This window comes from Pseudomonas sp. GNP014 (genome assembly GCF_054344005.1).
This window is the reverse complement of sequence record NZ_JBTGUS010000001.1, coordinates 820285-846327: the sequence shown is the minus strand read 5'-3', so window position 1 is coordinate 846327 and position 26043 is coordinate 820285. Positions and strand designations below refer to the sequence as shown.

Below are 26043 nucleotides of genomic sequence, written 5' to 3'. Positions count from 1 at the left end.
GCAAGCCAGCTCCCACAGGGATCTTCAGTGAACACGGATATTGTGGACAGCCGAAAAACCTGTGGGAGCTGGCTTGCCAGCGATGGCGTAATTAGCCGCGCAGACTAATCACCGGCCAGCCACGCTTCTCGGCCTCGGCCCGCAGATTCGGATCCGGATCAACAGCGACAGGGTTCGCCACCTGCTCCAGCAGCGGCAGGTCATTCATCGAATCGCTGTAGAAATAGCTGTGATCCAGCGAATGCCCGGTCTCATCCAGCCAGCGATTGAGGCGCGTTACCTTGCCTTCGCGAAAGCATGGGATGTCGGTGCTGCGCCCGCTGTAGCGGCCATCGATCATTTCGCACTCGGTGGCGATCAGGGTTTCCACGCCCAGGCGCACGGCAATCGGCGCCGTCACGAAGCGGTTGGTCGCGGTGATGATCACCAGTTTGTCGCCGGCGTCACGGTGTTGTTTGAGCAGCTCCAGCGCCTTGGGCAGCACGATCGGCTCGATGCAGTCGCGCATGTAGTCGTTGTGCCACTGCTCAAGCACGGCCATTTCGGTGCGGCCGAGGATTTCCAGGCAAAAGTTCAGGTACGCGGCGTTATCCAGTTGGCCGGCCAGGTAATCCTGATAGAACTCGTCGTTGCGAGCCTTGTACGCCACCGGATCGAGGAAGCCGCGTTCACACAGATAATCGCCCCAGGCGTGATCGCTGTCGCCGCCCAGAAGGGTGTTGTCCAAATCGAATAGAGCCAGGCGCATTGCAGTTACCCGCTGAAAAGTCAGTAAAAAGGCGACAAGAATACGGTCTTTTCACAAGAGTGCACATAAGGTAGGAACCTTCGTTGCCGCCTTATCAAGCTTTGTGGAACAATGCGGCGACATGCGTTTGCGAGGTTGTTGCCGTGATCGACCCCGATGGTTTCCGCCCCAATGTCGGGATCATTCTGACGAATGACGCCGGCCAGGTGCTATGGGCTCGCCGTATCAATCAAGATGCCTGGCAGTTTCCGCAGGGGGGAATCAACCCCGAGGAGACGCCGGAGGACGCCTTGTACCGCGAGTTGAACGAAGAAGTGGGCCTGGAGCGTGAAGATGTTGAAATTCTCGCCTGTACCCGGGGCTGGTTGCGCTATCGTTTGCCGCAACGTCTGGTGCGTACCCACAGCCAACCGCTGTGCATCGGCCAGAAACAGAAATGGTTTCTCCTGCGCCTGATCTCCAACGAGCAGCGGGTGCGGATGGATTTGACCGGTAAACCGGAGTTCGATGGCTGGCGCTGGGTCAGCTATTGGTATCCGTTGGGCCAGGTGGTGACATTCAAGCGCGAGGTGTATCGCCGCGCCCTCAAAGAGCTTGCCCCGCGCCTTTTAGCGCGCGACTGACGACGGAGTTCGACCCCGAGCCATGCTCAATACGCTGCGCAAGATCGTCCAGGAAGTTAACTCCGCCAAGGATCTCAAGGCGGCGTTGGGGATTATTGTGTTGCGCGTCAAAGAGGCCATGGGCAGCCAGGTCTGCTCGGTCTACCTGCTTGACCCCGAGACCAACCGCTTCGTCCTGATGGCCACCGAGGGCTTGAACAAGCGCTCGATCGGCAAGGTCAGCATGGCACCCAACGAAGGTCTGGTGGGTCTGGTCGGCACGCGTGAAGAACCCCTGAACCTCGAAAACGCCGCGGATCACCCGCGCTATCGCTACTTCGCCGAAACCGGTGAAGAGCGATATGCCTCGTTCCTCGGTGCACCGATCATTCACCACCGCCGCGTCGTCGGCGTGTTGGTCATCCAGCAGAAAGAACGCCGCCAGTTCGATGAAGGTGAAGAAGCCTTCCTCGTGACCATGAGCGCGCAACTCGCCGGGGTTATCGCCCACGCCGAGGCCACCGGTTCGATCCGTGGCCTGGGCCGTCAGGGCAAAGGCATCCAGGAAGCCAAGTTCGTCGGTGTGCCGGGTTCGCCCGGGGCTGCCGTCGGTACCGCGGTGGTCATGCTGCCGCCGGCCGATCTCGACGTGGTGCCGGACAAGACCATCACCGACATCGACGCTGAGCTGGCGCTGTTCAAGACCGCCATCGAAGGCGTGCGCGCCGACATGCGCGCCTTGTCGGCCAAACTGGCGACCCAGCTGCGGCCGGAAGAGCGCGCGCTGTTCGATGTCTACCTGATGATGCTCGACGATGCCTCGCTGGGCAGCGAAATCACCACCGTGATCAAGACCGGCCAGTGGGCGCAGGGCGCGCTGCGTCAGGTGGTCACTGAACACGTCAACCGTTTTGAACTGATGGACGATGCTTACCTGCGTGAGCGGGCGTCGGACGTCAAAGACCTCGGCCGGCGCCTCCTCGCCTACCTGCAGGAAGAGCGTCAGCAGAACCTGGTCTACCCGGAAAAAACCATTCTGGTCAGCGAAGAGCTGACGCCGGCAATGCTCGGCGAGGTGCCGGAAGGCACGCTGGTCGGTCTGGTCTCGGTACTCGGTTCGGGTAACTCTCACGTCGCGATCCTCGCTCGGGCGATGGGCATTCCGACGGTGATGGGGCTGGTTGACCTGCCGTACGCCAAGGTCGATGGCATCGAGATGATCGTCGACGGCACACGCGGCGAGGTCTACACCAACCCGAGCGAAGTGCTGCGCAAACAGTTCGCCGAGGTCGTCGAAGAAGAGAAACAACTGGCGCTGGGCCTCGACACCCTGCGCGACCTGCCGTGCGTGACCCTTGACGGTCACCGCATGCCGCTGTGGGTCAACACCGGTCTGCTCGCCGATGTGGCGCGGGCGCAGAAGCGTGGCGCCGAAGGTGTCGGCCTGTACCGCACCGAAGTGCCGTTCATGATCAACCAGCGCTTCCCGAGCGAAAAGGAACAACTGGCGATCTACCGCGAACAGCTCGCCGCGTTTCATCCGCAACCGGTGACCATGCGCAGCCTTGATATCGGCGGTGACAAGTCGCTGTCGTACTTCCCGATCAAGGAAGACAACCCGTTCCTCGGCTGGCGCGGCATTCGCGTCACCCTCGACCACCCGGAAATCTTCCTGGTGCAGACCCGCGCAATGCTCAAGGCCAGTGAAGGCCTGAACAATCTGCGGATTCTGCTGCCGATGATCTCCGGCACCCACGAACTCGAAGAAGCCCTGCACCTGATCCACCGGGCCTGGGGCGAAGTGCGCGATGAAGGCACCGACGTGCCGATGCCGCCGATCGGCGTGATGATCGAGATTCCGGCGGCGGTGTACCAGACCAAGGAACTGGCGCGGATGGTCGACTTCCTGTCCGTCGGCTCCAACGACCTGACCCAGTATCTGCTGGCGGTCGATCGCAACAACCCGCGGGTGGCCGATCTCTACGACTACCTGCACCCGGCGGTGCTGCAAGCCCTGCAAACCGTGGTGCGCGACGCCCATGCCGAAGGCAAGCCGGTCAGCATCTGCGGCGAAATGGCCGGTGACCCGGCAGCGGCGGTACTGTTGATGGCCATGGGTTTCGACAGCCTGTCGATGAACGCCACCAACCTGCCGAAGGTGAAGTGGATGTTGCGTCAGGTCAATCTGAGCAAGGCTCAGGAGTTGCTGGCGGAGCTGATGACCATTGATAACCCGCAAGTGATCCACAGCTCGTTGCAATTGGCGCTGAAGAATCTCGGGTTGTCGAAGATGCATCCGCCGGCGGTGGTCAAGGCCCTCTGAAGATCAAAAGCCCCTCACCCTAGCCCTCTCCCAGAGGGAGAGGGGACTGATTGGGGGATGCTGCCGAGGTACGCCGACCTGAAAGTGCATTGCTGAATCCATAATCGCCCCGCAGCGACTTGAAAGTGCATTGCTGAATCCACAATCGACCGGCAGCGACCTGATAGTGCAGTGCAGAATTCATCATCGACCGGCAGCAACTTGAAAGTGCTGTGCAGAATCCATCATCGCCCCGCACCGACCTGAAGGTGCTTTGCAGAATCCATATTCGGCTCGGTCTTCCAGGTCGGCGTATGGCTCAAGACACCTCGGTCGGCCCCCTCTCCCTCCGGGAGAGGGCTGGGGTGAGGGTAGCTTTCAAGCGTTTATCTCCACCTCGCCCAAATGCCCGCCATAAGGCCCAAAACTGCGCTCCAACATCCGCCGCGTTCCGTCCGCCTGCACCACCAGCGCCGTACTCGCCCGCGTCCCGTAACTCTGGCTGGCGATAAACACACTCGACAACAATGATTCGGTGGCCAACCCGACTCCGGTGTCCGGCAACTCGGCAAACGGCGCCGTCTGCGCATCGCCCAGCAGCTCCAACAACCGCTCAGGCTGCGGATCATCCAGCACGGCGTGCAACGCTGCCTTGGCCTTGAGCAACTTCGGCCACGGCGTATCCAGCCCGGCATTCGATAGCCCGTAAACCCCCGGCTCCAGCATCACTGGCTCGGACGTCCGCGCATTGAAGTGCCACAGCTCGTGGGCATTGCCCAGCAGCAGGTTGAACCCGGCATATTCCGGCGCACGTCCGACCACATCGCTCAAATAATCATCAATCGACGCATCGCCGGTAAGAAACCGCGCCACCAGTTCTCCCCGTGACTTGCGTGCCGGCGGCTGGTGCGGATCGCGGATGTTGGTCAGCGCGGCAAAGCGGCCGTTGGTGCCGATCCCCAGCCACGTGCCGCCCGCTTCCAGGTCGCGTCCGGCATGCACGTGCGGCGCTTCCGGCCATTGCGCCAGCGGCAGGCTGGGCCGGGCGTAGAACTCGTCACGGTTGGCCGCGACGATCAGCGGCTGGGCATGGCCCGGGCGCCAGGCGAAAACAATCAGGCACATAAGGTGGTCCTTGTGTGTTTTTTGCTCACTCTACGCATCCGGCGTCCGTGCATCCATCGCAAGTGGAGCAGGAGGCCATGCATCCGTTACCATGCCGCTCCGGTTTTGGGGATGCGGTCTGGGAGACGGTCATGGAATTTCTGCTCTATCTGGCGCTGGGCGCCTGTGCGGGCGTGCTGGCCGGGCTGTTCGGGGTGGGCGGCGGGATCATCATTGTCCCGGTTCTGGTGTTCAGTTTCACCCTGCAGGGTTTTGATCAGTCGATTCTTACGCATCTGGCGGTCGGGACATCACTGGCGACGATCATCTTTACCTCGGTCAACGCCGTGCGTGAGCATCACCGTCGCGGCGCGGTGCGCTGGCCGATTTTCATGTGGATGACCGTCGGCATTCTGCTCGGCGCCGGTTTCGGCGCGCTGACGGCCGAGGCTATTTCCGGTCCCAACCTGCAAAAAATCATCGGCGTGTTTGCTCTGGTGATCGCTGTGCAACTGGCGCTGGATGTTAAACCCAAGGCCAGTCGAACAGTGCCGGGCAAACTCGGTCTGACCGTGGCCGGCAGTGTGATTGGCTGGGCCTCGGCGATTTTCGGCATTGGCGGCGGTTCGTTGACCGTGCCGTTCCTGACCTGGCGCAGCGTGCCGATGCAGCAAGCGGTGGCGACATCGTCGGCTTGTGGCCTGCCGATCGCCCTGGCCAGTGCCTTAAGTTTCATGATTCTGGGCTGGCATGATCCGTTGCTGCCGCCGCATAGTCTCGGTTTTGTCTATTTGCCGGCATTGTTGGGCATCGCCCTGACCAGCATGGTGTTCGCCCGCATCGGCGCGCGCCTGGCGCACAAATTGTCGCCGCGCTTGCTGAAACGGCTGTTCGCCGCTTTGCTGTTCTGCGTGGGTTTGAGCTTTCTGCTTTAACCGCACCGCAATCCTGGCTTAATCCTGAGGTGGCAGCGTCGCCCGGGAATTTTGGTTTCAACTCTAACGAGGAGTCGCAATGCTGCCTTACCCGCAGATCGACCCGGTGGCCCTGGCCATCGGTCCGCTGAAAATCCATTGGTACGGCCTGATGTACCTGATCGGTATCGGCGGTGCATGGCTGCTGGCGTCGCGCCGGCTCAACCGTTTCGACCCGACCTGGTCCAAGGAGAAGCTCTCCGATCTGATCTTCTGGCTGTCGATGGGGGTGATTGTCGGCGGGCGGCTGGGCTACGTGCTGTTCTACGATCTGAGCGCCTACCTCGCCAATCCGACGCTGATTTTCGAAGTGTGGAAGGGCGGCATGTCGTTCCACGGCGGGTTTATCGGCGTGATGCTCGCGGCCTTGTGGTTCGGCAAGCGCAACGGCAAGTCGTTCTTCCAACTGATGGACTTCGTCGCACCGATGGTGCCGATTGGTCTGGGCGCCGGACGTATCGGCAACTTCATCAACGCCGAGTTGTGGGGCAAGCCGACCGACGTGCCGTGGGCGATGATCTTCCCGCCATTCAGCGACCCGGCGCAGTTGCCGCGTCACCCGTCGCAGCTGTATCAGTTCGCGCTCGAAGGCGTCGCGCTGTTCCTGATCCTGTGGCTGTTCTCGCGCAAACCGCGTCCGACCATGGCGGTATCGGGCATGTTCGCGCTGTTCTACGGCATCTTCCGTTTTATCGTCGAGTTCGTTCGTGTACCGGACGCGCAACTGGGCTATCTGGCCTGGAACTGGCTGACCATGGGGCAAGTGCTGTGCGTGCCGATGATCGTCGGCGGTCTGTTCCTGATCTGGCTGGCCTATCGTCGTGCGCCGGCAGCGCCGGTTGCCCCGACGGCTTAAACTACGAACCCCGGTGCGCGACGCCGGGGCTCAAAGGACACAGGTAACTCATGAAGCAATATCTCGAACTGGTCTCGCACGTCATCAAAAACGGCACCAAGCAGGCCAACCGTACCGGCATCAACACCATCAGTTTCCCGGGGGCGATGCTGCGTTTCGATCTGCAGGAAGGTTTTCCGGCGATCACCACGCGCAAGATGGCCTTCAAATCGGCCATCGGCGAGATGTGCGGCTTTTTGCGTGGCGTGAACAACGCCGCTGAATTCCGTGCGCTGGGCTGCAAGGTCTGGGACCAGAACGCCAACGAAAACGCGCAGTGGCTGGCCAACCCGTTCCGCCAGGGCGAGGATGACCTCGGCGAAATCTACGGCGTGCAATGGCGCAAATGGCCGGCGTACAAGCAGATCCCGCTGAGCAACCCGGCCGCCATCGAGCAGACCCTGAGCAACGGCTACAAGCAAATCGCCCAGGGCGAAGAAGATGGCCAGGCCTACGTGGTGCTGTACAAAGCCATCGACCAGGTGCGCCAGTGCGTCGACACGATCATCAAGGATCCGGGCAGCCGCCGCATTCTGTTCCACGGCTGGAACGTCGCTCAGCTCGATGAAATGGCCCTGCCGCCGTGCCATCTGCTGTACCAGTTCCACCCGAATGTCGAGACCAAAGAGATTTCTCTGACCCTCTACATCCGTTCCAACGACCTGGGCCTGGGCACGCCGTTCAACCTCACCGAAGGCGCCGCACTGCTGAGCCTGATCGGTCGCCTGACCGGCTATACGCCGCGCTGGTTCACCTATTTCATCGGTGATGCGCACGTCTACGAGAACCACCTGGACATGCTCAACGAACAGCTCAAGCGCGAGCCGTTCGCCATGCCGAAGCTGAAGATTTCGGATCGCGTGCCGGAATTTGCCAAGACGGGTGTGTATCAGCCGGAGTGGCTGGAGCTGGTGGAGCCGAGCGACTTCTCGCTGGAAGGTTACGAGCACCATGCGCCGATGACCGCGCCAATGGCGGTCTGAAGGCTTGCCAATAAACCTGTGGGAGCTGGCTTGCCAGCGATTACGGCGGCACATTCAACATTGATGTGTCTGTAAAACCGCTATCGCTGGCAAGCCAGCTCCCACAGTGTTTTATGCTGTTCTTAATGGCCGTGACTGCGGCCTACATGGGAGTGTTCGACTTCCGTCGCGACAACCCCGCCACTCACTTCCAGCCGCTGCAAAATCCCGCATTGATCGGCCATCGGCCCTTCGCCACAGCGTTGGCGCAGGTCGAGCAGCTGTGTCTGCAAGGCCAGCAAGCCGTCAATCCGCGCTTTCACATGCTGGATGTGCTCGTCGATCAGCGTATTGACGCTTTCACACTGATCCTGCGGGCTGTCACGCATGGCCAGCAGGCTGCGGATTTCTTCGAGGGTCATGTCGAGGGTGCGGCAGTTGCGGATGAAGGTCAGGCGTTCGGCGTGGGCCTGGGTGTAGACGCGGTAGTTGCCGTCGCTGCGCGCCGGTTCCGGCAGCAGGTTTTCGCGCTCGTAATAGCGGATGGTTTCCACCGCGCAGTCGGTGAGTTTCGCCAGTTCGCCGATCTTCATGACGGCCATCTCCAAAAGGGTGCTTGACCCTATAGTGGCTACAGGGTCTTTACTTGGCAACAGGCACCTTCATGGACGCGACCAATGAGCGATTCTCAGCACATCCACAAACCCGGCGACGGGCATGATCATGGCCACAGCCATAAATTGCAGCCCGTGCATAAGCACGACCACGGCGGCGATGCCTGCTGCGCGTCGAAAGCCGCCGCGCCTGCGCGGGTCCAGTTGAGCGAAAAGACCAGCGCCGATGCGCGGCTCAGCAGTTTCCGCATCGAAGCGATGGACTGCCCGACCGAGCAGACGCTGATCCAGAACAAGCTCGGCAAGCTGCCCGGCGTGCAGCAACTGGAATTCAACCTGATCAACCGCGTGCTCGGCGTCACCCACAATCTGCCGGACACCGCGCCGATCACCGAGGCGATCACGTCTTTGGGCATGCACGCCGAACCGCTGGAGGCGGGTGTCGAAGCGCCGGCCCCTGCGCCGGTGAAAAAACACTGGTGGCCGCTGGCGCTGTCCGGCGTCGGTGCGCTCGCGGCTGAAGTGATCCACTTCACCAGTGCCGCGCCGACCTGGGTGGTGGCGATCATTGCGTTGGTGTCGATCCTCAGCGGTGGCCTGACTACCTACAAAAAGGGCTGGATCGCCCTGAAGAACCGCAACCTCAATATCAACGCGCTGATGAGCATCGCGGTGACCGGTGCGGTGTTGATCGGGCAGTGGCCGGAAGCGGCGATGGTGATGTTCCTGTTTACCGTGGCCGAACTGATCGAGGCGCGCTCGCTGGATCGTGCGCGCAATGCCATCAGCGGTTTGATGCAAATGACGCCTGAGCAAGCCACGGTGTTGCAGGCTGACGGCAGCTGGATTGAGCAGGACGTGAAAAGCGTCGAACTCGGCGCCCGCGTGCGGGTAAAACCCGGCGAGCGCATCGCGCTGGACGGCGAGGTGGTCAGCGGCAGCTCGACCATCGACCAGGCACCGATCACCGGTGAAAGCCTGCCGGTGGAGAAGACTGTGGGCGATAAAGTCTTCGCCGGCACCATCAACCAGGCCGGTTCGCTGGAATACAGCGTGACTGCAGCGGCGAACAACTCGACCCTGGCGCGAATCATCCACGCCGTCGAGCAGGCGCAAGGTGCGCGCGCTCCGACCCAACGCTTCGTCGATCAGTTCTCGAAAATCTACACCCCGGTGGTGTTCGTCCTGGCGCTGGCCGTGGCGATTATCCCGCCGCTGTTCATGGGCGCGGCGTGGTTCGACTGGATCTACCGCGCGCTGGTGTTGCTGGTGGTCGCGTGCCCATGTGCCTTGGTGATTTCCACCCCGGTGACCATCGTCAGCGGCCTTGCTGCGGCGGCGCGCAAAGGCATTCTGGTCAAGGGCGGCGTGTACCTGGAGGGCGGTTTCAAGCTCGATTATCTGGCGCTGGACAAGACCGGGACCATCACTCACGGCAAACCGGTGCAAACCGATTACCTGTCCCTCGACCCAACGGCAGATGCCACGGCGCCGGCAATCGCTGCTGCGTTGGCCGGTCGCTCCGATCACCCCGTGTCGCTGGCCATCACCAACGCCGCTGTGGATAAAAACTTCAAAGCGCTGACTGTGGATAACTTCGAAGCGTTGGCCGGTCGCGGGGTGAAGGGGCAGGTCAACGGTCAGATCTATCACTTGGGTAACCATCGTCTGGTCGAAGAACTGGGCCTGTGCTCGCCGCAGCTGGAAGAAAAACTGTTTGCGCTGGAGAAGCAGGGCAAGTCGGTGGTGCTGTTGCTCGACAGCTCCGGCCCGCTGGCGCTGTTCGCCGTGGCCGATACCGTCAAGGAAAGCAGCCGCGAAGCGATCCGCCAGTTGCATGCTCTGGGCGTGAAAACCCTGATGCTCACCGGTGACAACGTGCACACCGCGCAGGCGATTGCCGCGCAGGTCGGCATTGATCAGGCCAAGGGCGACTTGCTGCCGACCGACAAGCTGCAAGCCATCGAAGCACTTTATGCACAGGGGCATCGGGTGGGCATGGTCGGCGACGGCATCAACGACGCCCCGGCACTGGCCCGCGCCGAGATCGGTTTCGCCATGGCGGCGGCCGGCACCGACACCGCGATTGAAACCGCCGATGTCGCCCTGATGGACGACGATCTGCGCAAGATTCCCGCGTTTATCAGCCTGTCGCGTGACACTGCCAGCATCCTGAAACAGAACATCGCCTTGGCACTGGTGATCAAGGCTATCTTTCTTGGGGTAACCTTCGCCGGACTCGCCACCATGTGGATGGCGGTATTCGCCGACATGGGTGTGAGCCTGCTGGTGGTGTTCAACGGTTTGCGCCTGCTGCGCAAATAGATGAGGAAAGGTTGTGCTGAGTGCCGAGCTGAAAGCGTTTTACATGGTCGCCCGCCTGGGCAGCATCACGCTGGCGGCGAAAAAGCTCGGCCTTAGCCAACCCACCGTGACCACGCAGATCCGCAACCTCGAAAGCCAATACTCGGTGGAACTGTTCTACCGTGGCGGTCGGCGCCTGAGCGTCAGCGACGAAGGCGCGCGGTTGCTGCCGATGGTCAAGGCGCTGTTGCAGCAGGAAGCCGACATCGAGTTCTTCCTGCGCAATAGCGGTCAGGTGCAGGGCACGTTGCGTATTGCCGCGACCGCGCCGTATTACATCCTCGATCTGGTGAAGACCTTTCGCGAGCGCTTGCCGCAGGTGGAAGTGTCGGTGGAAATCGGCAATTCGCAGCAGGTGCTCGAAGCGCTGGAGGACTACCGAGTGGACGTCGCCGCTTCGTCGCAGTTGCTCGACGATGCGCGATTGATTCGCCGGGTGCTGGGCACTGATCCACTGGTACTGGCGGTGCATCGCAATCATCCGCTGGCAGCTCATGATCACGTGGCCTTGAGCGCACTGGCCGGGCATACCCTTTTGATGCGTGAAACCGGGTCAACGACGCGGCGTTTGACCGAGGAGTTGCTGGCCAGTGCCGGGGTCAGTTTCGGGCCGTTGCTGGAGATCGGCAGCCGCGAGTCGATCCGTGAGGCGGTGCTGCGCAACATCGGCATCAGCATCATTGCCCGCCAGGAAGTGCCGCATGATCCGCAGTTGCGGGTGCTGACCATCGAGAATGCGCCGCAGATTCCCGAGTATCTGTATTGCCTCAAGGAGCGCAAGAGCGCGCGGTTGCCGGCGGCATTTCTGGGGTTGGCCCAGGAAATGTCCCCGGCCTGATTTCTTGGTTGCCCTTACTGGCCTCATCGCTGGCAAGCCAGCTCCCACAGGGATCTCCAGTGAATACAAATTTTGTGAACACCAGAAATACCTGTGGCAGCTGGCTTGCCAGCGATGAGGCCCGATCAAACAAGCCAAGACCTGAATCTTCTGAACCAAAATCCCCGAATACCACTATCGGCCGTTTTTGCCTCACTGCCACATGACGGACGCATTACAACTCTAGGATTGGCCCCATCAGCTTGATGAGGTCTGTCCATGAATCCTGCAATCGCAACTGCCCTGACCAATCCCGGTGCGCCGATGAAAGTGCGCGGCGTGCAGAAGCGCTTCGGCGCGTTTACCGCGCTGGATAACGTCTCCCTCGATGTCGCGGCCGGTGAGCTGGTGTGTCTGCTCGGCCCCTCCGGCTGTGGCAAGACCACGCTGCTGCGCTGCATCGCCGGTCTGGAGAAGCAGGACAGCGGCGAGTTGTACCTCGGTGACCGCGACGTTTCGCACCTCGCCCCACAAGCCCGCGACTACGGGATTCTGTTTCAGTCCTACGCGCTGTTTCCCAATCTGACGGTCGAAGCGAACATTGCTTACGGCCTCGCCGGCAGTGGTCGCGACGAGGTCCGTCGCCGCGTCGGGCAGATGCTGGAGCTGGTCGGCCTCACCGGCAGTGAGAAAAAGTACCCGGGCCAGTTGTCCGGCGGCCAGCAACAGCGAGTCGCGCTGGCGCGTGCCCTGGCCCCGGCGCCGTCGCTGCTGTTGCTCGATGAACCGATGTCGGCGCTGGACGCCCGGGTGCGCGAGCATCTGTGCACCGAACTGCGCCAGCTGCAGCGCAACCTCGGCATCACCACCCTGATGGTCACCCACAATCAGGACGAAGCCATGCTGATGGCCGACCGCATCGCTGTGATGAACAACGGCCGTGTCGAGCAGTACGCCACCCCGCAGGAAATCTACAACCGCCCGGCCACACCGTTCGTGGCCGAGTTTGTCGGTCAGGGCAACTGGCTGCCGTTCCAGCGCAGCAGCGCCAGTCACGCCCGGGTTGGCGGGATGGATGTGCGTCTGGCTGATGGCAGCGTGAGCGGCGCTTCGGGGCGACTGTTCTGCCGTCCGGAAGCGATCAACGTCAATCCCGTGGTGCACGAAGAAAACCTGTTTCCGGCCAAGGTGCGCGAGATCACTTTCCTCGGCAACCGCTGCCGCATGAGCTTCGAACTCGACCAATTGCCGGGGCATCCGTTGCTTGCCGAACTGGCGCCGGAAGCCATGCCGCGCCTCGGCGCCCAGCAGATCATGGTCGCCTTGCCGCCGCGCAGCCTGCAGGTGTTTGCCTGATGAGCGCGAACATCGCACTGCCGCTACCGCACAAGCAGGCGCGGCGAGTGTCCGGTGCCGAGGTCGGTGACCGGATCTTTGTCCTCGGCGGCAAACTCCTGCTGTTGTTGCTGCTCGGTGTCGCGGTGCTGCTGCCCTTGCTGGCGATCTTCTGGCGCGGCTTCAGCAGCGAGGCCGGGCAGGGCGGTGGCTGGCTCGCCGCGCAGGAGCTGGTGACCAGCGCCAATTTCCACTGGCTGCTCGGCAACAGCCTGAAAGTTTCCCTCAGCGTTGCGGCCATTGTCGTACCGCTGGCCTACCTGTTTGCCTACGCCCTGCAACGCACGCTGATTCCGGCCAAGGGCATCTGGCGCGGGATTTCCCTGCTGCCGTTGATGGCGCCGTCGATGCTGCCGGGGATCGCGCTGGTCTATCTGTTCGGCAACCAGGGCATGTTGCGTGGATTGCTCTCGGACAACATCTACGGTTTCTGGGGGATTGTGCTGGGTGAGGTGATTTACACCTTCCCGCATGCGCTGATGATTCTGCTCTCGGCATTGTCGCTGGCCGATGCGCGCCTGTTTGATGCCGCGTCGAGCATGGGCGCCAGTCCGGCCAAGGCCTTTCGCAGTATTACTTGGCCGGCAACCCGGCAGGCCGTGTTCGCCGCGTTCTGTCTGGTGTTCACCCTGACCATCACCGATTTCGGGGTGCCGGTGGTAGTCGGTGGCGACTATCAAGTGCTGGCGCTGGAAGCCTATAAAGCGGTGGTCGGCCAACAGCAATTCGGTCGCGGCGCGTTGATCGGCATGGTGCTGTTGCTGCCGGCGCTGTTCAGCTTTGGTGTGGATGCCTGGCTGCGCCGCCGTCATGGCGATTCAATGAGTGGCCGCGCCCAAGTGTTCAAACCGGTGCCATCGAAATTGCGCGACGGCTGCTATCTGGCGATTGTTTTGCTGATCAGCGCCGCGTTGATTCTGGTGTTCGGCATGGCGGTGTTTTCCTCGCTGGTGAAGTTCTGGCCGTACAACCTGTCGCTGTCGCTCAACCACTATCAGTTCAACGAAACCGCCGGCGGTGGCTGGCTGGCCTACGGCAACAGTCTGAAGATGGCCTTGGGTACGGCGCTGATCGGCAGTGTGCTGATCTTCACCGGCGCTTACCTGATGGAGAAAACCCGCACCCAGCGCGGCCTCAACCTGGCGTTGCGCATGCTCAGTTTCATCCCGATGGCGGTGCCGGGGCTGGTGCTTGGCCTGGGTTACGTCTTCTTCTTCAACCTCACCGGCAACCCGCTGCACGTGCTGTACGGGACGATGACCCTGCTGATCGTCTGCACCATTGCGCACTACCTGACCACCGCACAAATGACCGCGACCACCGCGCTGCGCCAGCTCGACGCCGAGTTCGAAGCCGCTGCGCTGTCGCTCAAGGCGCCGCTGTACCGCCATTACCTGCGCGTCACCGTGCCGATCTGCCTGCCGGCGCTGCTGGACATCGTGCGCTACCTGTTCGTTTCGGCGATGACCACCGTGTCGGCGGCGATCTTCCTCTACAGCCCCGACACCATCCTCGCGGCGGTGGCGGTGCTGAACATGGATGACGCCGGCAACGTCGGCGGCGCGGCGGCGATGTCGACCCTGATTCTGTTCACCTCGGCAGGCGTGTCCTTGCTGCTGGCGTGGGCTTCGCGCGGCTTGCTGCGCCGTTCCCAGGCCTGGCGGCAAACCGCGCCCGGTCACTGATTCAAACCTGCAAACCTCAACTCACCTACAGGAAAACGATCATGTTCAAGCCTATGGCCCTGGCCGCTGCTGTGCTCGCTACTTTCAGCCTGAATGCCTTCGCGGCAAAAACCGAGTTGACGGTGTACACCGCCCTCGAAGCCGAGCAACTGAAGTCCTACAAAGAAGCGTTCGAAAAGGCCAACCCGGACGTCGAGATCAAGTGGGTGCGTGACTCCACCGGGATCATCACCGCCAAACTGCTCGCCGAAAAGGCCCGTCCGCAGGCTGACGCGGTGTGGGGCTTGGCCGCTTCGAGCCTGGCGATTCTCGATCAGCAAGGCATGTTGCAAAGCTACGCGCCGAAGGATCTGGGCAAGATCGGCGCGAACTACCGCGACGCCGCCAACCCGCCAGCCTGGGTCGGCATGGACGTCTGGGCCGCGACCATTTGCTTCAACACCGTCGAGGCCGAGAAGCAGGGCCTGACCAAGCCAGTGAGCTGGCAGGATCTGACCAAGCCTGAGTACAAGGGCAAGATCGTCATGCCGAACCCGGCGTCGTCCGGCACCGGTTTCCTCGACGTCAGCGCCTGGCTGCAAACCTTCGGCGAGAAGCAGGGCTGGGCCTACATGGACGGTCTGCACCAGAACATCGGCCAGTACGTTCACTCCGGTTCCAAGCCTTGCAAACTGGCGGCGGCGGGCGAGTTCCCGATCGGCATTTCCTTTGAATACCCGGCCGTTCAGCTGAAACGCCAGGGCGCGCCGCTGGACATCATCCTGCCGAAGGAAGGCCTGGGCTGGGAGATCGAAGCCACTGCCGTGATCAAAGGCACGCCGCATGAAGAAGCAGCGAAAAAACTCGCGGACTTCTCTGCCAGCGCCGAGGCGATGGACCTGTACAAAGAAAACTTCGCTGTTCTTGCTCAGCCGGGTATCGCCAAGCCGCAAACCGAACTGCCGGCCGACTACGAGCAGCGCCTGATCAAGAACGACTTTGCCTGGGCCTCGAAGAACCGCGACGAGATCCTGACCGAGTGGCGCAAGCGTTATGACGGCAAGTCCGAGAAAGTCGTCGCCAAGTAAGATCTTTATCGACTGACAGGGCCCCATCGCTGGCAAGTCAGCTCCCACAGTATTCCGGGGTGGATACAGATTTTTGAACACCTCTAAACCTGTGGGAGCTGGCTTGCCAGCGAAAGCGGTCTCTCATTCAGAGCACCTCTAAATGACCCAACACAAAGACCTGCTCATCGCTGGCGCTGGCATCCTCGGCCTGTCTCACGCCTATGCCGCCGCCAAACGCGGGCTCAAGGTCAGCGTTTTCGAACGCACCGCCACGCCTCTCGGCGCCTCGGTGCGCAACTTCGGCCAGGCGCTGGTCACCGGCCAGCCACCCGGCCCGATGCTCGAACTGGCCAAGGCCAGCCGCGACATCTGGGGTGACTGGGCGCAACTCGCCGGTCTGCAGATCAAGCGTAACGGCTCGTACCTGTTCGCCCGCACCGAAGCTGAAGAACACCTGCTCGAAGCCTTCTGCAACGGCCGCGCCGTGGAACACGGTTACAACATCGCGCTATTGCGCGGTGCTGCCCTGCGTGATCTGTACCACGGTCAGTTCAGCCACCACCGCGCGGCGTTGCACGGCATGGACGATCAACAGCTGTACTCGCGTGAAGCGATCCCGGCGCTGATCGACTACCTGCGCCGCGACCTCGGCGTCGAATTTCATTTCTCCACGCTGGTGCGTGATGTCGAGCCGGGGCGCCTGCACAGCACCGCCGGTACGTTCACGGCGAAACAGATCATCGTCTGCTCCGGCCACGATTATCAGACCCTGCTGGCCGAGCCGATTGCCGCGCTCGACCCGCAAATCTGTCGCCTGCAAATGCTTCGCGCCAAACCGCAGATCGAACTTAACCTGCAACACGCCTTGCTCACTGGTTTGAGCTGCGTGCACTACGGCGCCTTCGCCGATCTACCGCAGGCGGCAGCGGTGCAGGCGCAGATCCTGCGCGAACAACCGCACCTGCACGACAACGGCATTCACCTGCTGATCAGCCCGACGCCGTATGGCGAGCTGATCATCGGCGATTCGCACCATTACGGCAGCGACCCGTCGCCGTTCAACGCCGAACAAGTGGACAACTGGATGCTGGAACTGGCCGAGCAGACGCTGGGCTGCAAGGTGCACGTGGTCGAGCGCTGGCAGGGCGTCTACGGTGCCCGTGCGCCGGGACCGTTTTCGTTCCTGCGCCCGGCACCGGGGCTGAGTGTGGCGCTGATGCACACCGGCGTCGGCATGAGCGTCGGCCCGGCGCTGGCCGAGCGCAACATCGCGCAGTTGCTGGAGGAAATCTGATGGCGGATCACCAACAAGTCGTCGCCCGGGTGTTCGGGTTGTATGAGCGTTTCGGCACTCGCGATTACATCGGCGAACCGGTGTCGCAGATCGAGCACATGTCCCAGGCCGCCGAACTGGCAATCGCCGAAGGCTTCGATGACGAGGTGGTGCTGGCGGCGTTCTTCCACGACATCGGCCATCTGTGTGCCGAGGGCGCCGAGAACATGGGCGGGTATGGCGTGGTCAGCCATGAGCGGCTGGGGGCGGATTATTTGCGTGAGGCGGGTTTCAGCGAGCGCCTGGCGCGGTTGGTGGAGTATCACGTGCAGGCCAAGCGGTATCTGACGTTGCGTGAGCCGGGGTATTTCGAGCGCTTGAGTGAGGCCAGTCGCAGGACACTGGCGTATCAGGGCGGGGTGATGACGGAGGCGGAGGCGGACATGTTTGAGCGCGATCCGTTGTGTGCTGTCAGCCTGCGGATGCGGCAGTGGGATGAGTTGGCCAAGGAGATAGCGGTGCCGGTAATGGATTTGAGTGTGCTGAAGCGCAAGGCTGAGGTTTTGTTGTCGGCTGAGTGATTGCAACCCTCACCCCAGCCCTCTCCCGGAGGGAGAGGGAGCCGATCTTCACGCCTTTCAAACCTGAGTTCGACTGGGTGTCTCAGGTCGATGTATGACCCGAGAACACCACGGTCAGCTCCCTCTCCCTCCGGGAGTGCAGGGTGAGGGAGCCGATCTTCATGCGTTTCAAACCTGAGTTCGACTGGGTGTCTCAGGTCGATGTATGACCCGAGAACACCACGGTCAGCTCCCTCTCCCTTCGGGAGTGCAGGGTGAGGGAGCCGATCTTCATGCCTTTCAAACCTGAGTTCGACTGGGTGTCTCAGGTCGATGTATGACCCGAGAACACCACGGTCAGCCCCCTCTCCCTCCGGGAGAGGGCTGGGGTGAGGGGCGGCGTCTAAAGCTCAAGCACCTTTCCCACCAACGCCTCAATCTGCTCCTGCCTTTCCGCCTGATTCAACTTTGCATGCGGATTCAACGACGACCACTGCGGATGCGCCCGTGCCTTGCTCAGTGCCTCGGGCAGCTTGCCCTCGCGCCAGGTTTTGTCCTGCGGGGTGGCGACCTGAACCGCCTCCATCGCCGCGTGTCCGCGTTGATCGAGCGCCAGCAACAGCTGCCGCTGACGCAGCGCCAACAGCCGCAACACGCCGTCATCCACGGTCAATTCCCGCTGGCCCTTGATCTTGCCGAGCAAGCGACTGCCATAACTGCGCGCCGTTTGCAGCGCGCCGCCAGCGATCGCGCCGGCCAAAGCGGCTGCACCGAGCGTAATCCCGCCCACCAGCAAATCCACACCAGCCCCGGCCGCGGCGCCTGCCGCAATCCCGCCACCAACGCGAACTCCCAGTTGCTTCAAGGTTTCCGGGTTGAACAAATCATCGCCCCAGCGCCCATCCAGCAACGGCAGATCACTGGCCGCTGCGTCCTGCGGGCGAAACGCGTAGAGCTTGAGCAACGCTTCGACGCACCTCTGCTCACGCTGACGCACGGCTTTGCGCAGTTCGCTGATCGCTTGCTGTTCCTGTTCGACGGCGCTGACCACACTGCGCCGGCACGCCGCGCAGTCGATCAGCAACTCGGCAATCAAACGCGCCGCACTTTGCTGCCGCGCGAGGCGCTGGGCCTGTTGATCGGCGATCAGTCGTTCCAGTTGCGGACGAGCATTTTCCAGTAGCAATGCGAGGCTTTCATACAGCCGCCGCTCGCCGTCCTCCGGCGGTGCAACGCTGTCGAAGCGCACCAGCGCATGCAGGCCGAGCCGCGCCAACGCTTCGCGCCAGTCCGGTTCGCGATGGTTGGCGCTGCTGACAAAATTCAGCACCGGCAGCAGCGGCTTGCCACAACTGGCGAGCACTTCCAGTTCGTCGCGGTATTTGGCCAAAACCGGTTCGCGGGCGTCGATCACATAGAGTCCGGCGTCGGAGGCGAGCAATTGCCGCAGCACTTTCGCCTCCTGTTCGAAACGCTGGCGTGCCTCGCTGCCGTCGAGAAACCGTGTCAGGCGCGCCGGCCCGTCGAGGCGTTCGCCGGGGCGTTCCAGGCGTTCGAGGAAATCCAGCAGGGCGATGGCGTCTTCCAGTCCCGGTGTGTCGTAGAGATCGAGCAACGGCTCGCCGTCCACCGACAACCGCGCACCCTCGACATGCCGAGTGGTGCTCGGCCGATGCGAGACTTCGCCGAAACCGACGTCGCGGGTCAGGGTGCGCAACAGCGAGGTCTTGCCGACGTTGGTGTGGCCGACCACCGCGAGTTTCAGCGGCGCTTTGCGAGCATCAGTCATGACCGTTCTCCAGCCAGTTCAACGGTGCGCAATCGGCGAACGGCAGCTCAAGCTGTTGCAGCGCCACGTGCCAGTCGCCGAGGCGGGCGCTGTCCAGCGCTTCACCGGGCGGCGCTTGCAGCAACCAGACGCGGGTGGCGCTGGCGTTGCGTGCCAGTTCGGCAATCAACGCGAGGCTGCCGCGATCCGGCGAGCGCCGCGGATCGCAGGCGATCAGCAGGCGCGCCGGGGGGAAGCGGCTGAGTTGTTCGAGCAGTTTGTGTCGCGATTCACGGCTGTCGAGGATGCCGGCGTTGCTCACGGTTTTCGGCAGGGCCGGTGGCCACGGGCGCTGGTCGTCGAGTTCGATGGCCACCAGCAGGGCGCCGTCGCTGGCGTGTGCACTGACGTGGCTTTCGACCCGATGCAATTGTTCCGGCGCCGCGTCGTTGATGCCAAGGCGTTCGCTGGTCGGCATCAGGCGTTCGCGCAACTGAGCGTAGCCGGGCAGCTTCAGGTCCAGGCTCAGCGCGGCTTTGCCACGGCTCCAGCGCCAGAAACAGAACACGGCCAGCAGCAGGCGCGGCAGCACACCGTAGACCACCAGCACACCCACCAGCCAGGTCGCCCAGGCCTGTCGGGCACTTTCGATGTCCAGCGCGGCGTCGCCGCTGGCGCGGATCATCTCCACGCTCGGCACGTTGAAACCGATCAGCGCCGGCAGCGCGCCGAGGGCCTGGGTCATGTTGATGAAAGTGTCAGCGCTGAGAATGGTGGTTTCCCAGACGAAGCCGTAGCGCCGGGTGGCCATCAGCGTCAGCAGCAACACCAGCGCGCTGAGCATCGCCAGCAGCCACAAGCCGTTGACCAAGGTGCCGAGGGCCCAGCGGTTGAGTTTTTTGCGTTGCAGCATCAACAGCAGAGCCGGCGCCAGTTGCGCGGCTTTGGCATCCCGGGCGAATTTTTCGCTGAGCCACAACCACAAGCGGCCAAGAGTGGCGCCGTGTTCGCCGGCAAAGATCAACCCCAACGCCCAGCTCAGCAGCAGAATCACGTTCAACCCGAGCAGACTGCCCAAGGCCCAGAACACATTGACCGGTGTCTGGCTCAACGCGGCGAAGGCCAGACCGGCACCGCTGAGCACTGCGAAGATCAGCAGCAGTACCAGCGCCAGGCGTGCGCCTTGCAGCCAGTGAGTGAGCGCAGCGCTCAGCCCGTCACGCTCGGCCAGCCACAACGCCCGGCGTTGAATGCGGCTCGGCAGATCGCCGCCGGCCGCGCGGGCCAGACGATTGGCTTCCAGATCCTCCAGCGGCCCGGCGTGTTCTTCGCGCAGGCGGATGGTTTCGCTCAGCCAGAGGTTTTGCAGGGGAGTCAGTTCAGTCACGCGCCATTCCGTTGCTCAATTGAGCTGTGAGCATAACCGCTGTGGCGCTTATCGGGTCAAGCGAGGCTCTGGTATCCTCGCCGGCATGACTAAATCACTCCCCCTCAGCCTGATCGCAGCCCTCGGTGAAAACCGCGTGATCGGCGTCGACAACAGCATGCCCTGGCACCTGCCGGGGGACTTCAAATACTTCAAGGCCACGACCCTCGGCAAGCCGATCATCATGGGCCGCAAGACCTGGGATTCGCTCGGTCGTCCGCTGCCGGGTCGCTTGAACATCGTGGTCAGCCGTCAGGCCGATCTGGTGCTGGAGGGGGCAGAGGTCTATCCGTCGCTGGAAGCTGCGGTGGTTCGCGCCGAGGAATGGGCGAAAGCGCAGGGCGTCGATGAGCTGATGCTGATTGGCGGTGCGCAGTTGTATGCGCAAGGGCTGGCGCAGGCCGATCGTCTGTACCTGACCCGTGTGGCGCTGAGCCCGGAAGGCGACGCGTGGTTTCCGGAGTTCGATCTGAACCAGTGGAAGCTGGTGTCGAATGTGCCGAATCCGGCGGAGGGCGACAAGCCCGCGTACAACTTTGAGGTCTGGGAGAAAAGATAGCTTCAAGCTTCGAGCTGCAAGCCACAAGTGAAAGCGGGAATGCTCTTCTTGCAGCTTGCAGCTTGCAGCTTGCAGCTTGCAGCTTGCAGCTTGCAGCTTGCAGCTTGCAGCTTGCAGCTTGCAGCTGGCTAGCTCGCTAGCGCCGCATGCTCATCCGCATCCAGCAGCGCTTTATCCGTCTGCTGCATCACCTGACTGGTAATCGCGCCTGCGGTGATCGAGCCACTCACGTTCAACGCCGTACGACCCATGTCGATCAGCGGCTCAACCGAAATCAGCAACGCCACCAGTGACACCGGCAAGCCCATCGCCGGCAGCACGATCAGCGCGGCAAACGTCGCGCCGCCGCCCACACCGGCCACACCGGCCGAGCTCAGGGTCACAATCGCCACCAGCGTCGCGATCCACAGCGGATCCAGCGGATTGATGCCCACGGTTGGCGCAACCATCACCGCCAACATCGCCGGGTACAGACCGGCGCAACCGTTCTGGCCGATAGTTGCGCCGAACGAGGCGGCGAAACTGGCCACCGACTGCGGAATACCCAGACGACGGGTCTGCGCTTCGATGCTCAGCGGAATGCTCGCCGCGCTGGAGCGGCTGGTGAATGCGAAGGTCAGCACCGGCCAGATCTTGCGGAAGAAGCGCAGCGGGTTGATCCCGGCGGCCGACACCAGCAAACCGTGGACCACGAACATCAGGCCGAGGCCGAGGTACGAGACCACGACGAAACTGCCGAGCTTGATGATGTCCTGCAGGTTGGAACCGGCGACCACTTTGGTCATCAGCGCCAGGACGCCATACGGGGTCAGCTTCATCACCAGACGCACCAGACGCATCACCCAGGCTTGCAGGGTGTCGATGGCGTTGATCACTTTCTGACCTTTCTCGACGTCATCCTTGAGCAGTTGCAGCGCCGCCACGCCGAGGAACGCAGCAAAAATCACCACGCTGATGATCGAGGTCGGTTTGGCCCGAGCCAGGTCGGCGAACGGGTTCTGCGGAATGAACGACAGCAGCAGTTGCGGCACATTCAGGTCGGCGACCTTGCCGGCATAGTCGGTTTGAATGGTTTGCAGGCGGGCCATCTCCTGAGTGCCGGCAACCAGGCCTTCGGCGGTGAGGCCGAACAGGTTGGTCAGGCCGATACCGATCAGCGCCGCAATCGCGGTGGTGAACAGCAGGGTGCCGATGGTCAGGAAGCTGATCTTGCCCAGCGACGAGGCGTTGTGCAGACGCGCCACCGCGCTGAGGATCGAGGCGAATACCAGCGGGATCACGATCATTTGCAGCAACTGCACGTAACCGTTGCCCACCAGATCGAACCAGCCGATCGAGGCTTTCAGCACCGGATTGCCGGCGCCGTAAACGCTGTGCAGCGCAACGCCGAACGCCACGCCCAGACCCAGCGCGAGCAGGACTTTTTTCGCCAGGCTCCACGTGGTGTGGCGGGTTTGCGCCAGACCGAAGAGCAGGGCGAGGAACACCAGCAGATTGAGGATCAGCGGCAGATTCATGAAGACTCCGATAAGACTTGTGCCAGTCGCATTCTTGAGCAACTGCGAACCGGCAAGCCTAACAGTTTGATTTCCAATGAATTAATACCGAAATCGCAGGTCGTCCGTCGTTTTTGGAATAAGCCACTGTCGCTCTCGGCAATGCAACTGGCGTTGAGGAGACGTAAGCGGTCGCTGACAGACGAGGACTGTCACACTTATTTGTTAGCGTCGATGTCTTTCAGTCAGGGAGAAAACGCCGATGAAGTTCGCACCGAAAATGCTCGCTGTGGTTCTTGGATTGGGCTTGGCCGCTCACGCATTCGCCACCGATCTGAAGCACTGGCCGGCGGATCAGGCCAAGGCACTGGACGCGATGATCGCGGCCAACGCCAACAAGGGTAACTACGCGGTGTTCGACATGGACAACACCAGTTACCGCTACGACCTCGAAGAGTCGTTGTTGCCGTTCATGGAAAACAAGGGGCTGATCACTCGCGACAAGCTCGATCCTTCGCTGAAACTGATGCCGTTCAAGGACACCGCCGACCACAAGGAAAGCCTGTTCAGTTACTACTATCGCCTGTGCGAAGTCGACGATATGGTCTGCTACCCGTGGGTGGCGCAAGTGTTCTCCGGCTTCACCCTCAAAGAGCTGAAGGGCTACGTCGATGAGCTGATGGCTTCGGGCAAACCGGTGCCGGCGACTTATTACGAAGGCGATGTGGTGAAGAAACTCGACGTTAATCCGCCGAAAGTCTTTACCGGTCAGGCTGAGTTGTACAACAAGCTGATGGAGAACGGCATCGAGGTCTACGTGATGACCGCCGCTTCCGAAGAACTGGTGCGGATGGTCGCGGCCGATCCGAAGTATGGCTATAACGTCAAACCGCAGAACGTGATCGGCGTGACTACGTTGCTGAAGAATCGCGAAACCGGCGAGCTGACCACTGCGCGCAAACAGATCACTGCCGGCAAGTATGACGAGAAGGCCAACCTTGGCCTCGAACTCACCCCGTACCTGTGGACCCCAGCGACCTGGATGGCCGGCAAACACGCGGCGATCCTGACCTACATCGACGAGTGGAAAAAACCGGTACTGGTGGGCGGCGACACCCCGAGCAGCGACGGCTACATGCTGTTCCACGATGTGGATGTGGCCAAGGGCGGTATCCACCTGTGGGTCAACCGCAAGGACAAATACATGACTCAGCTCAACGGCATGATGGCCAAGCACGCCGCGGCGCAGGCCAAGGAAGGCTTGCCGGTGACGGCGGACAAGAACTGGGTGATCGTCAAGCCTGAAGACATCCAATAAAAGCAGCTGATAGCGGGGAGCCGCAAGCTGCAAGTAAGAGCCGCGTTGCTCTTTCTTGCCGCTTGTAGCTCGCTGCTTTGAGCTTTTTTAGATCCCGTCGAGCATCGCCTTGTTACGCACCGCACCCTTGTCGGCGCTGGTCGCCAGCAAGGCGTAGGCCTTCAGCGCAGTGGTCACTTTGCGTGGACGCTGCTCGACCGGTTTCCAGCCTTTCTTGTCCTGCTCGACCCGGCGCGCAGCCAGTTCTTCATCGCTGACCAACAGGTTGATCGAGCGGTTCGGAATGTCGATCAGCACTTTGTCGCCGTCCTGCACCAGACCGATTGCGCCACCGGCCGCAGCCTCTGGCGAAGCGTGGCCGATCGACAGACCGGAAGTACCGCCGGAGAAACGACCGTCGGTGAGTAGCGCACAGGCTTTGCCCAGGCCTTTGGACTTCAGGTACGACGTCGGGTAGAGCATTTCCTGCATGCCCGGGCCGCCTTTCGGGCCTTCGTAGCGAATGATGACGATGTCGCCTTCCTTCACTTCGTCGGCGAGGATGCCGCGCACCGCGCTGTCCTGGCTTTCGAAGATCTTCGCGTTGCCTTCGAAAACGTGGATCGACTCATCGACGCCGGCGGTTTTCACCACGCAACCGTCGAGGGCGATGTTGCCGTACAGCACGGCCAGGCCACCTTCTTTGGAATAGGCGTGCTCGAAGCTGCGGATGCAGCCGTTTTCCCGGTCGTCATCCAGGGTTTCCCAACGGGTCGACTGGCTGAACGCGGTTTGCGTCGGAATGCCCGCAGGACCGGCCTTGAAGAAGTGGTGCACCGCTTCATCGGTGGTCTGGGTGATGTCCCACTTGGCGATGGCTTCTTCCATGCTGCGACTGTGCACGGTCGGCAGGTCGGTGTGCAGCAGGCCGCCACGGGCCAGCGAACCGAGGATGCTGAAGATGCCGCCAGCGCGGTGCACGTCTTCCATGTGGTACTTCTGGATGTTCGGCGCGACTTTGCACAGCTGTGGAACGCTGCGCGAGAGACGGTCGATGTCGCGCAGGTCGAAATCGATTTCGGCTTCCTGGGCGGCAGCGAGCAGGTGCAGGATGGTGTTGGTCGAGCCACCCATGGCGATGTCGAGCATCATTGCGTTCTCGAACGCCTTGAAGTTGGCGATGTTGCGCGGCAGCACGGATTCGTCGTTCTCGCCGTAGTAACGCTTGCACAGCTCGACGATGGTGCGGCCGGCCTGCAGGAACAGCTGTTCGCGGTCGCTGTGGGTGGCCAGGGTCGAACCATTGCCTGGCAGCGCGAGGCCCAGGGCTTCGGTCAGGCAGTTCATCGAGTTGGCGGTGAACATGCCGGAGCACGAACCGCAGGTCGGGCAGGCGCTGCGTTCGTACTCGGCGACTTTCTCGTCAGAAGCGCTGGAGTCGGCGGCGATCACCATGGCGTCGACCAGGTCGAGGCCGTGGGAGGCGAGTTTGGTCTTGCCGGCTTCCATCGGACCGCCGGATACGAAGATCACCGGAATGTTCAGGCGCAAAGCGGCCATCAGCATGCCCGGGGTGATCTTGTCGCAGTTGGAGATGCAGACGATGGCGTCGGCACAGTGGGCGTTGACCATGTACTCGACGGAGTCGGCGATGATCTCGCGGCTCGGCAGCGAATAGAGCATGCCGTCGTGGCCCATGGCGATGCCGTCGTCGACGGCGATGGTGTTGAATTCTTTCGCGACGCCACCGGCGCGTTCGATTTCACGGGCCACCAGTTGACCGAGGTCTTTGAGGTGCACGTGGCCTGGTACGAACTGGGTGAAGGAGTTGGCAATGGCGATGATCGGCTTCTTGAAGTCGTCATCTTTCATCCCGGTGGCGCGCCACAGTGCGCGGGCGCCGGCCATGTTGCGGCCGTGGGTGGATGTTTTCGAGCGGTAATCTGGCATGGAGCACTCCGGGCGGCTAATCAGGTATCAAAGGGGAGTGAGCTTCTATTGACGTCTGGAACACTCAGAAGTGGCCGTGTGTCCGTGAAGTTGCCGATGACGTTGCGGGATCGCCGCTGGTCTCAGCCTGAGCTCATAAACCCGCCGGGGGATGAATGGCGATGAATCAGCCGATTCTACACCGCTGGCGTCCGGAGGGAATG

21 protein-coding genes are annotated in these 26043 nt (G+C 62.0%); 14 read left to right on the top strand and 7 right to left on the bottom strand.

What is annotated here, in order from left to right; all coding sequences use genetic code 11:
- Positions 1 to 91 precede the first annotated feature (91 nt).
- Positions 92 to 748, bottom strand: a complete 657-nt coding sequence (locus ACXX9E_RS03950) for a histidinol-phosphatase (protein WP_457237099.1) — start codon at positions 746 to 748, stop codon at positions 92 to 94.
- Positions 749 to 891: 143 nt separating this feature from the next.
- On the opposite strand from ACXX9E_RS03950, the gene ACXX9E_RS03945 reads away from it, so the two are divergent.
- Both ACXX9E_RS03945 and ptsP read left to right on the top strand, forming a co-directional pair.
- Positions 892 to 1371, top strand: a complete 480-nt coding sequence (locus ACXX9E_RS03945) for an RNA pyrophosphohydrolase (RefSeq protein WP_003229203.1) — start codon at positions 892 to 894, stop codon at positions 1369 to 1371.
- A 22-nt stretch (positions 1372 to 1393) separates the two neighbouring features.
- Positions 1394 to 3673, top strand: coding sequence for a phosphoenolpyruvate--protein phosphotransferase (ptsP, locus tag ACXX9E_RS03940; RefSeq protein WP_093429796.1), 2280 nt, complete (start codon positions 1394 to 1396; stop codon positions 3671 to 3673).
- Between the two features lie 357 nt (positions 3674 to 4030).
- Here the strand turns inward: ptsP and ACXX9E_RS03935 are convergent, their stop codons facing one another.
- The gene (locus tag ACXX9E_RS03935; protein ID WP_128615562.1) at positions 4031 to 4777 is read right to left on the bottom strand and encodes an NRDE family protein; all 747 of its coding nucleotides are present in this window, start codon (positions 4775 to 4777) and stop codon (positions 4031 to 4033) included.
- Positions 4778 to 4908: 131 nt separating this feature from the next.
- Between ACXX9E_RS03935 and ACXX9E_RS03930 the strand changes: the two genes are divergently transcribed.
- From ACXX9E_RS03930 to ACXX9E_RS03920, 3 genes are all read left to right on the top strand, one after another.
- A complete protein-coding gene (locus ACXX9E_RS03930) occupies positions 4909 to 5691 on the top strand; it encodes a sulfite exporter TauE/SafE family protein (RefSeq protein ID WP_123469628.1) in 783 nt (260 codons plus the stop codon).
- A 79-nt stretch (positions 5692 to 5770) separates the two neighbouring features.
- Entirely contained in the window at positions 5771 to 6586 is an 816-nt protein-coding gene (gene lgt, locus ACXX9E_RS03925; protein ID WP_123469626.1) for a prolipoprotein diacylglyceryl transferase, read from the top strand.
- 50 nt (positions 6587 to 6636) lie between these two features.
- A complete protein-coding gene (locus ACXX9E_RS03920; protein ID WP_123469624.1) occupies positions 6637 to 7608 on the top strand; it encodes a thymidylate synthase in 972 nt (323 codons plus the stop codon).
- A 122-nt stretch (positions 7609 to 7730) separates the two neighbouring features.
- Here ACXX9E_RS03920 and cadR read toward each other — a convergent pair whose 3' ends face one another.
- The gene (gene cadR / locus ACXX9E_RS03915; RefSeq protein ID WP_016983204.1) at positions 7731 to 8180 is read right to left on the bottom strand and encodes a Cd(II)/Pb(II)-responsive transcriptional regulator; all 450 of its coding nucleotides are present in this window, start codon (positions 8178 to 8180) and stop codon (positions 7731 to 7733) included.
- An 84-nt stretch (positions 8181 to 8264) separates the two neighbouring features.
- Here cadR and ACXX9E_RS03910 point away from each other — a divergent pair, with 84 nt between their 5' ends.
- The 7 genes from ACXX9E_RS03910 (at position 8265) to ACXX9E_RS03880 (ending at position 17365) form a co-directional block, all read left to right on the top strand.
- Positions 8265 to 10526 (top strand): heavy metal translocating P-type ATPase, encoded by a 2262-nt coding sequence (locus tag ACXX9E_RS03910; RefSeq protein WP_458555053.1) that lies wholly within the window; start codon positions 8265 to 8267, stop codon positions 10524 to 10526.
- Positions 10527 to 10539: 13 nt separating this feature from the next.
- Positions 10540 to 11403, top strand: a complete 864-nt coding sequence (locus ACXX9E_RS03905; protein ID WP_123470308.1) for a LysR family transcriptional regulator — start codon at positions 10540 to 10542, stop codon at positions 11401 to 11403.
- A gap of 258 nt (positions 11404 to 11661) precedes the next feature.
- Positions 11662 to 12738: a putative 2-aminoethylphosphonate ABC transporter ATP-binding protein gene (locus ACXX9E_RS03900; protein ID WP_123469620.1), complete on the top strand. Its 1077-nt coding sequence runs from the start codon at positions 11662 to 11664 to the stop codon at positions 12736 to 12738.
- Positions 12738 to 14462 (top strand): putative 2-aminoethylphosphonate ABC transporter permease subunit, encoded by a 1725-nt coding sequence (locus ACXX9E_RS03895; RefSeq protein WP_123469618.1) that lies wholly within the window; start codon positions 12738 to 12740, stop codon positions 14460 to 14462. The genes ACXX9E_RS03900 and ACXX9E_RS03895 overlap by 1 nt, the downstream gene beginning before the upstream one ends.
- A 41-nt stretch (positions 14463 to 14503) precedes the next feature.
- Positions 14504 to 15529 carry a putative 2-aminoethylphosphonate ABC transporter substrate-binding protein gene (locus ACXX9E_RS03890; protein WP_016983209.1) on the top strand — a complete coding sequence of 342 codons (1026 nt, stop codon included), beginning with the start codon at positions 14504 to 14506 and terminating at the stop codon, positions 15527 to 15529.
- Between the two features lie 142 nt (positions 15530 to 15671).
- A complete protein-coding gene (locus tag ACXX9E_RS03885; protein ID WP_458555052.1) occupies positions 15672 to 16805 on the top strand; it encodes a TIGR03364 family FAD-dependent oxidoreductase in 1134 nt (377 codons plus the stop codon).
- Positions 16805 to 17365 carry a phosphonate degradation HD-domain oxygenase gene (locus tag ACXX9E_RS03880; RefSeq protein WP_447806987.1) on the top strand — a complete coding sequence of 187 codons (561 nt, stop codon included), beginning with the start codon at positions 16805 to 16807 and terminating at the stop codon, positions 17363 to 17365. Before ACXX9E_RS03885 ends, ACXX9E_RS03880 begins: the two co-directional genes overlap by 1 nt.
- 382 nt (positions 17366 to 17747) lie before the next feature.
- Here ACXX9E_RS03880 and ACXX9E_RS03875 read toward each other — a convergent pair whose 3' ends face one another.
- On the bottom strand, positions 17748 to 19133 hold the full coding sequence (locus ACXX9E_RS03875; protein WP_222834104.1) for a GTPase/DUF3482 domain-containing protein: 1386 nt from the start codon (positions 19131 to 19133) through the stop codon (positions 17748 to 17750).
- Positions 19126 to 20499 carry a DUF2868 domain-containing protein gene (locus ACXX9E_RS03870; RefSeq protein ID WP_458555051.1) on the bottom strand — a complete coding sequence of 458 codons (1374 nt, stop codon included), beginning with the start codon at positions 20497 to 20499 and terminating at the stop codon, positions 19126 to 19128. The genes ACXX9E_RS03875 and ACXX9E_RS03870 overlap by 8 nt, the downstream gene beginning before the upstream one ends.
- A gap of 85 nt (positions 20500 to 20584) precedes the next feature.
- On the opposite strand from ACXX9E_RS03870, the gene ACXX9E_RS03865 reads away from it, so the two are divergent.
- Positions 20585 to 21097 carry a dihydrofolate reductase gene (locus ACXX9E_RS03865; protein ID WP_128615986.1) on the top strand — a complete coding sequence of 171 codons (513 nt, stop codon included), beginning with the start codon at positions 20585 to 20587 and terminating at the stop codon, positions 21095 to 21097.
- 128 nt (positions 21098 to 21225) lie between these two features.
- Here ACXX9E_RS03865 and ACXX9E_RS03860 read toward each other — a convergent pair whose 3' ends face one another.
- The gene (locus ACXX9E_RS03860; RefSeq protein ID WP_128615985.1) at positions 21226 to 22614 is read right to left on the bottom strand and encodes an L-cystine transporter; all 1389 of its coding nucleotides are present in this window, start codon (positions 22612 to 22614) and stop codon (positions 21226 to 21228) included.
- 241 nt (positions 22615 to 22855) lie between these two features.
- Between ACXX9E_RS03860 and ACXX9E_RS03855 the strand changes: the two genes are divergently transcribed.
- The gene (locus ACXX9E_RS03855) at positions 22856 to 23911 is read left to right on the top strand and encodes an HAD family hydrolase (protein ID WP_128614393.1); all 1056 of its coding nucleotides are present in this window, start codon (positions 22856 to 22858) and stop codon (positions 23909 to 23911) included.
- Between the two features lie 87 nt (positions 23912 to 23998).
- Here the strand turns inward: ACXX9E_RS03855 and ilvD are convergent, their stop codons facing one another.
- The gene (gene ilvD / locus ACXX9E_RS03850; protein ID WP_186747084.1) at positions 23999 to 25840 is read right to left on the bottom strand and encodes a dihydroxy-acid dehydratase; all 1842 of its coding nucleotides are present in this window, start codon (positions 25838 to 25840) and stop codon (positions 23999 to 24001) included.
- Positions 25841 to 26043 lie beyond the last annotated feature (203 nt).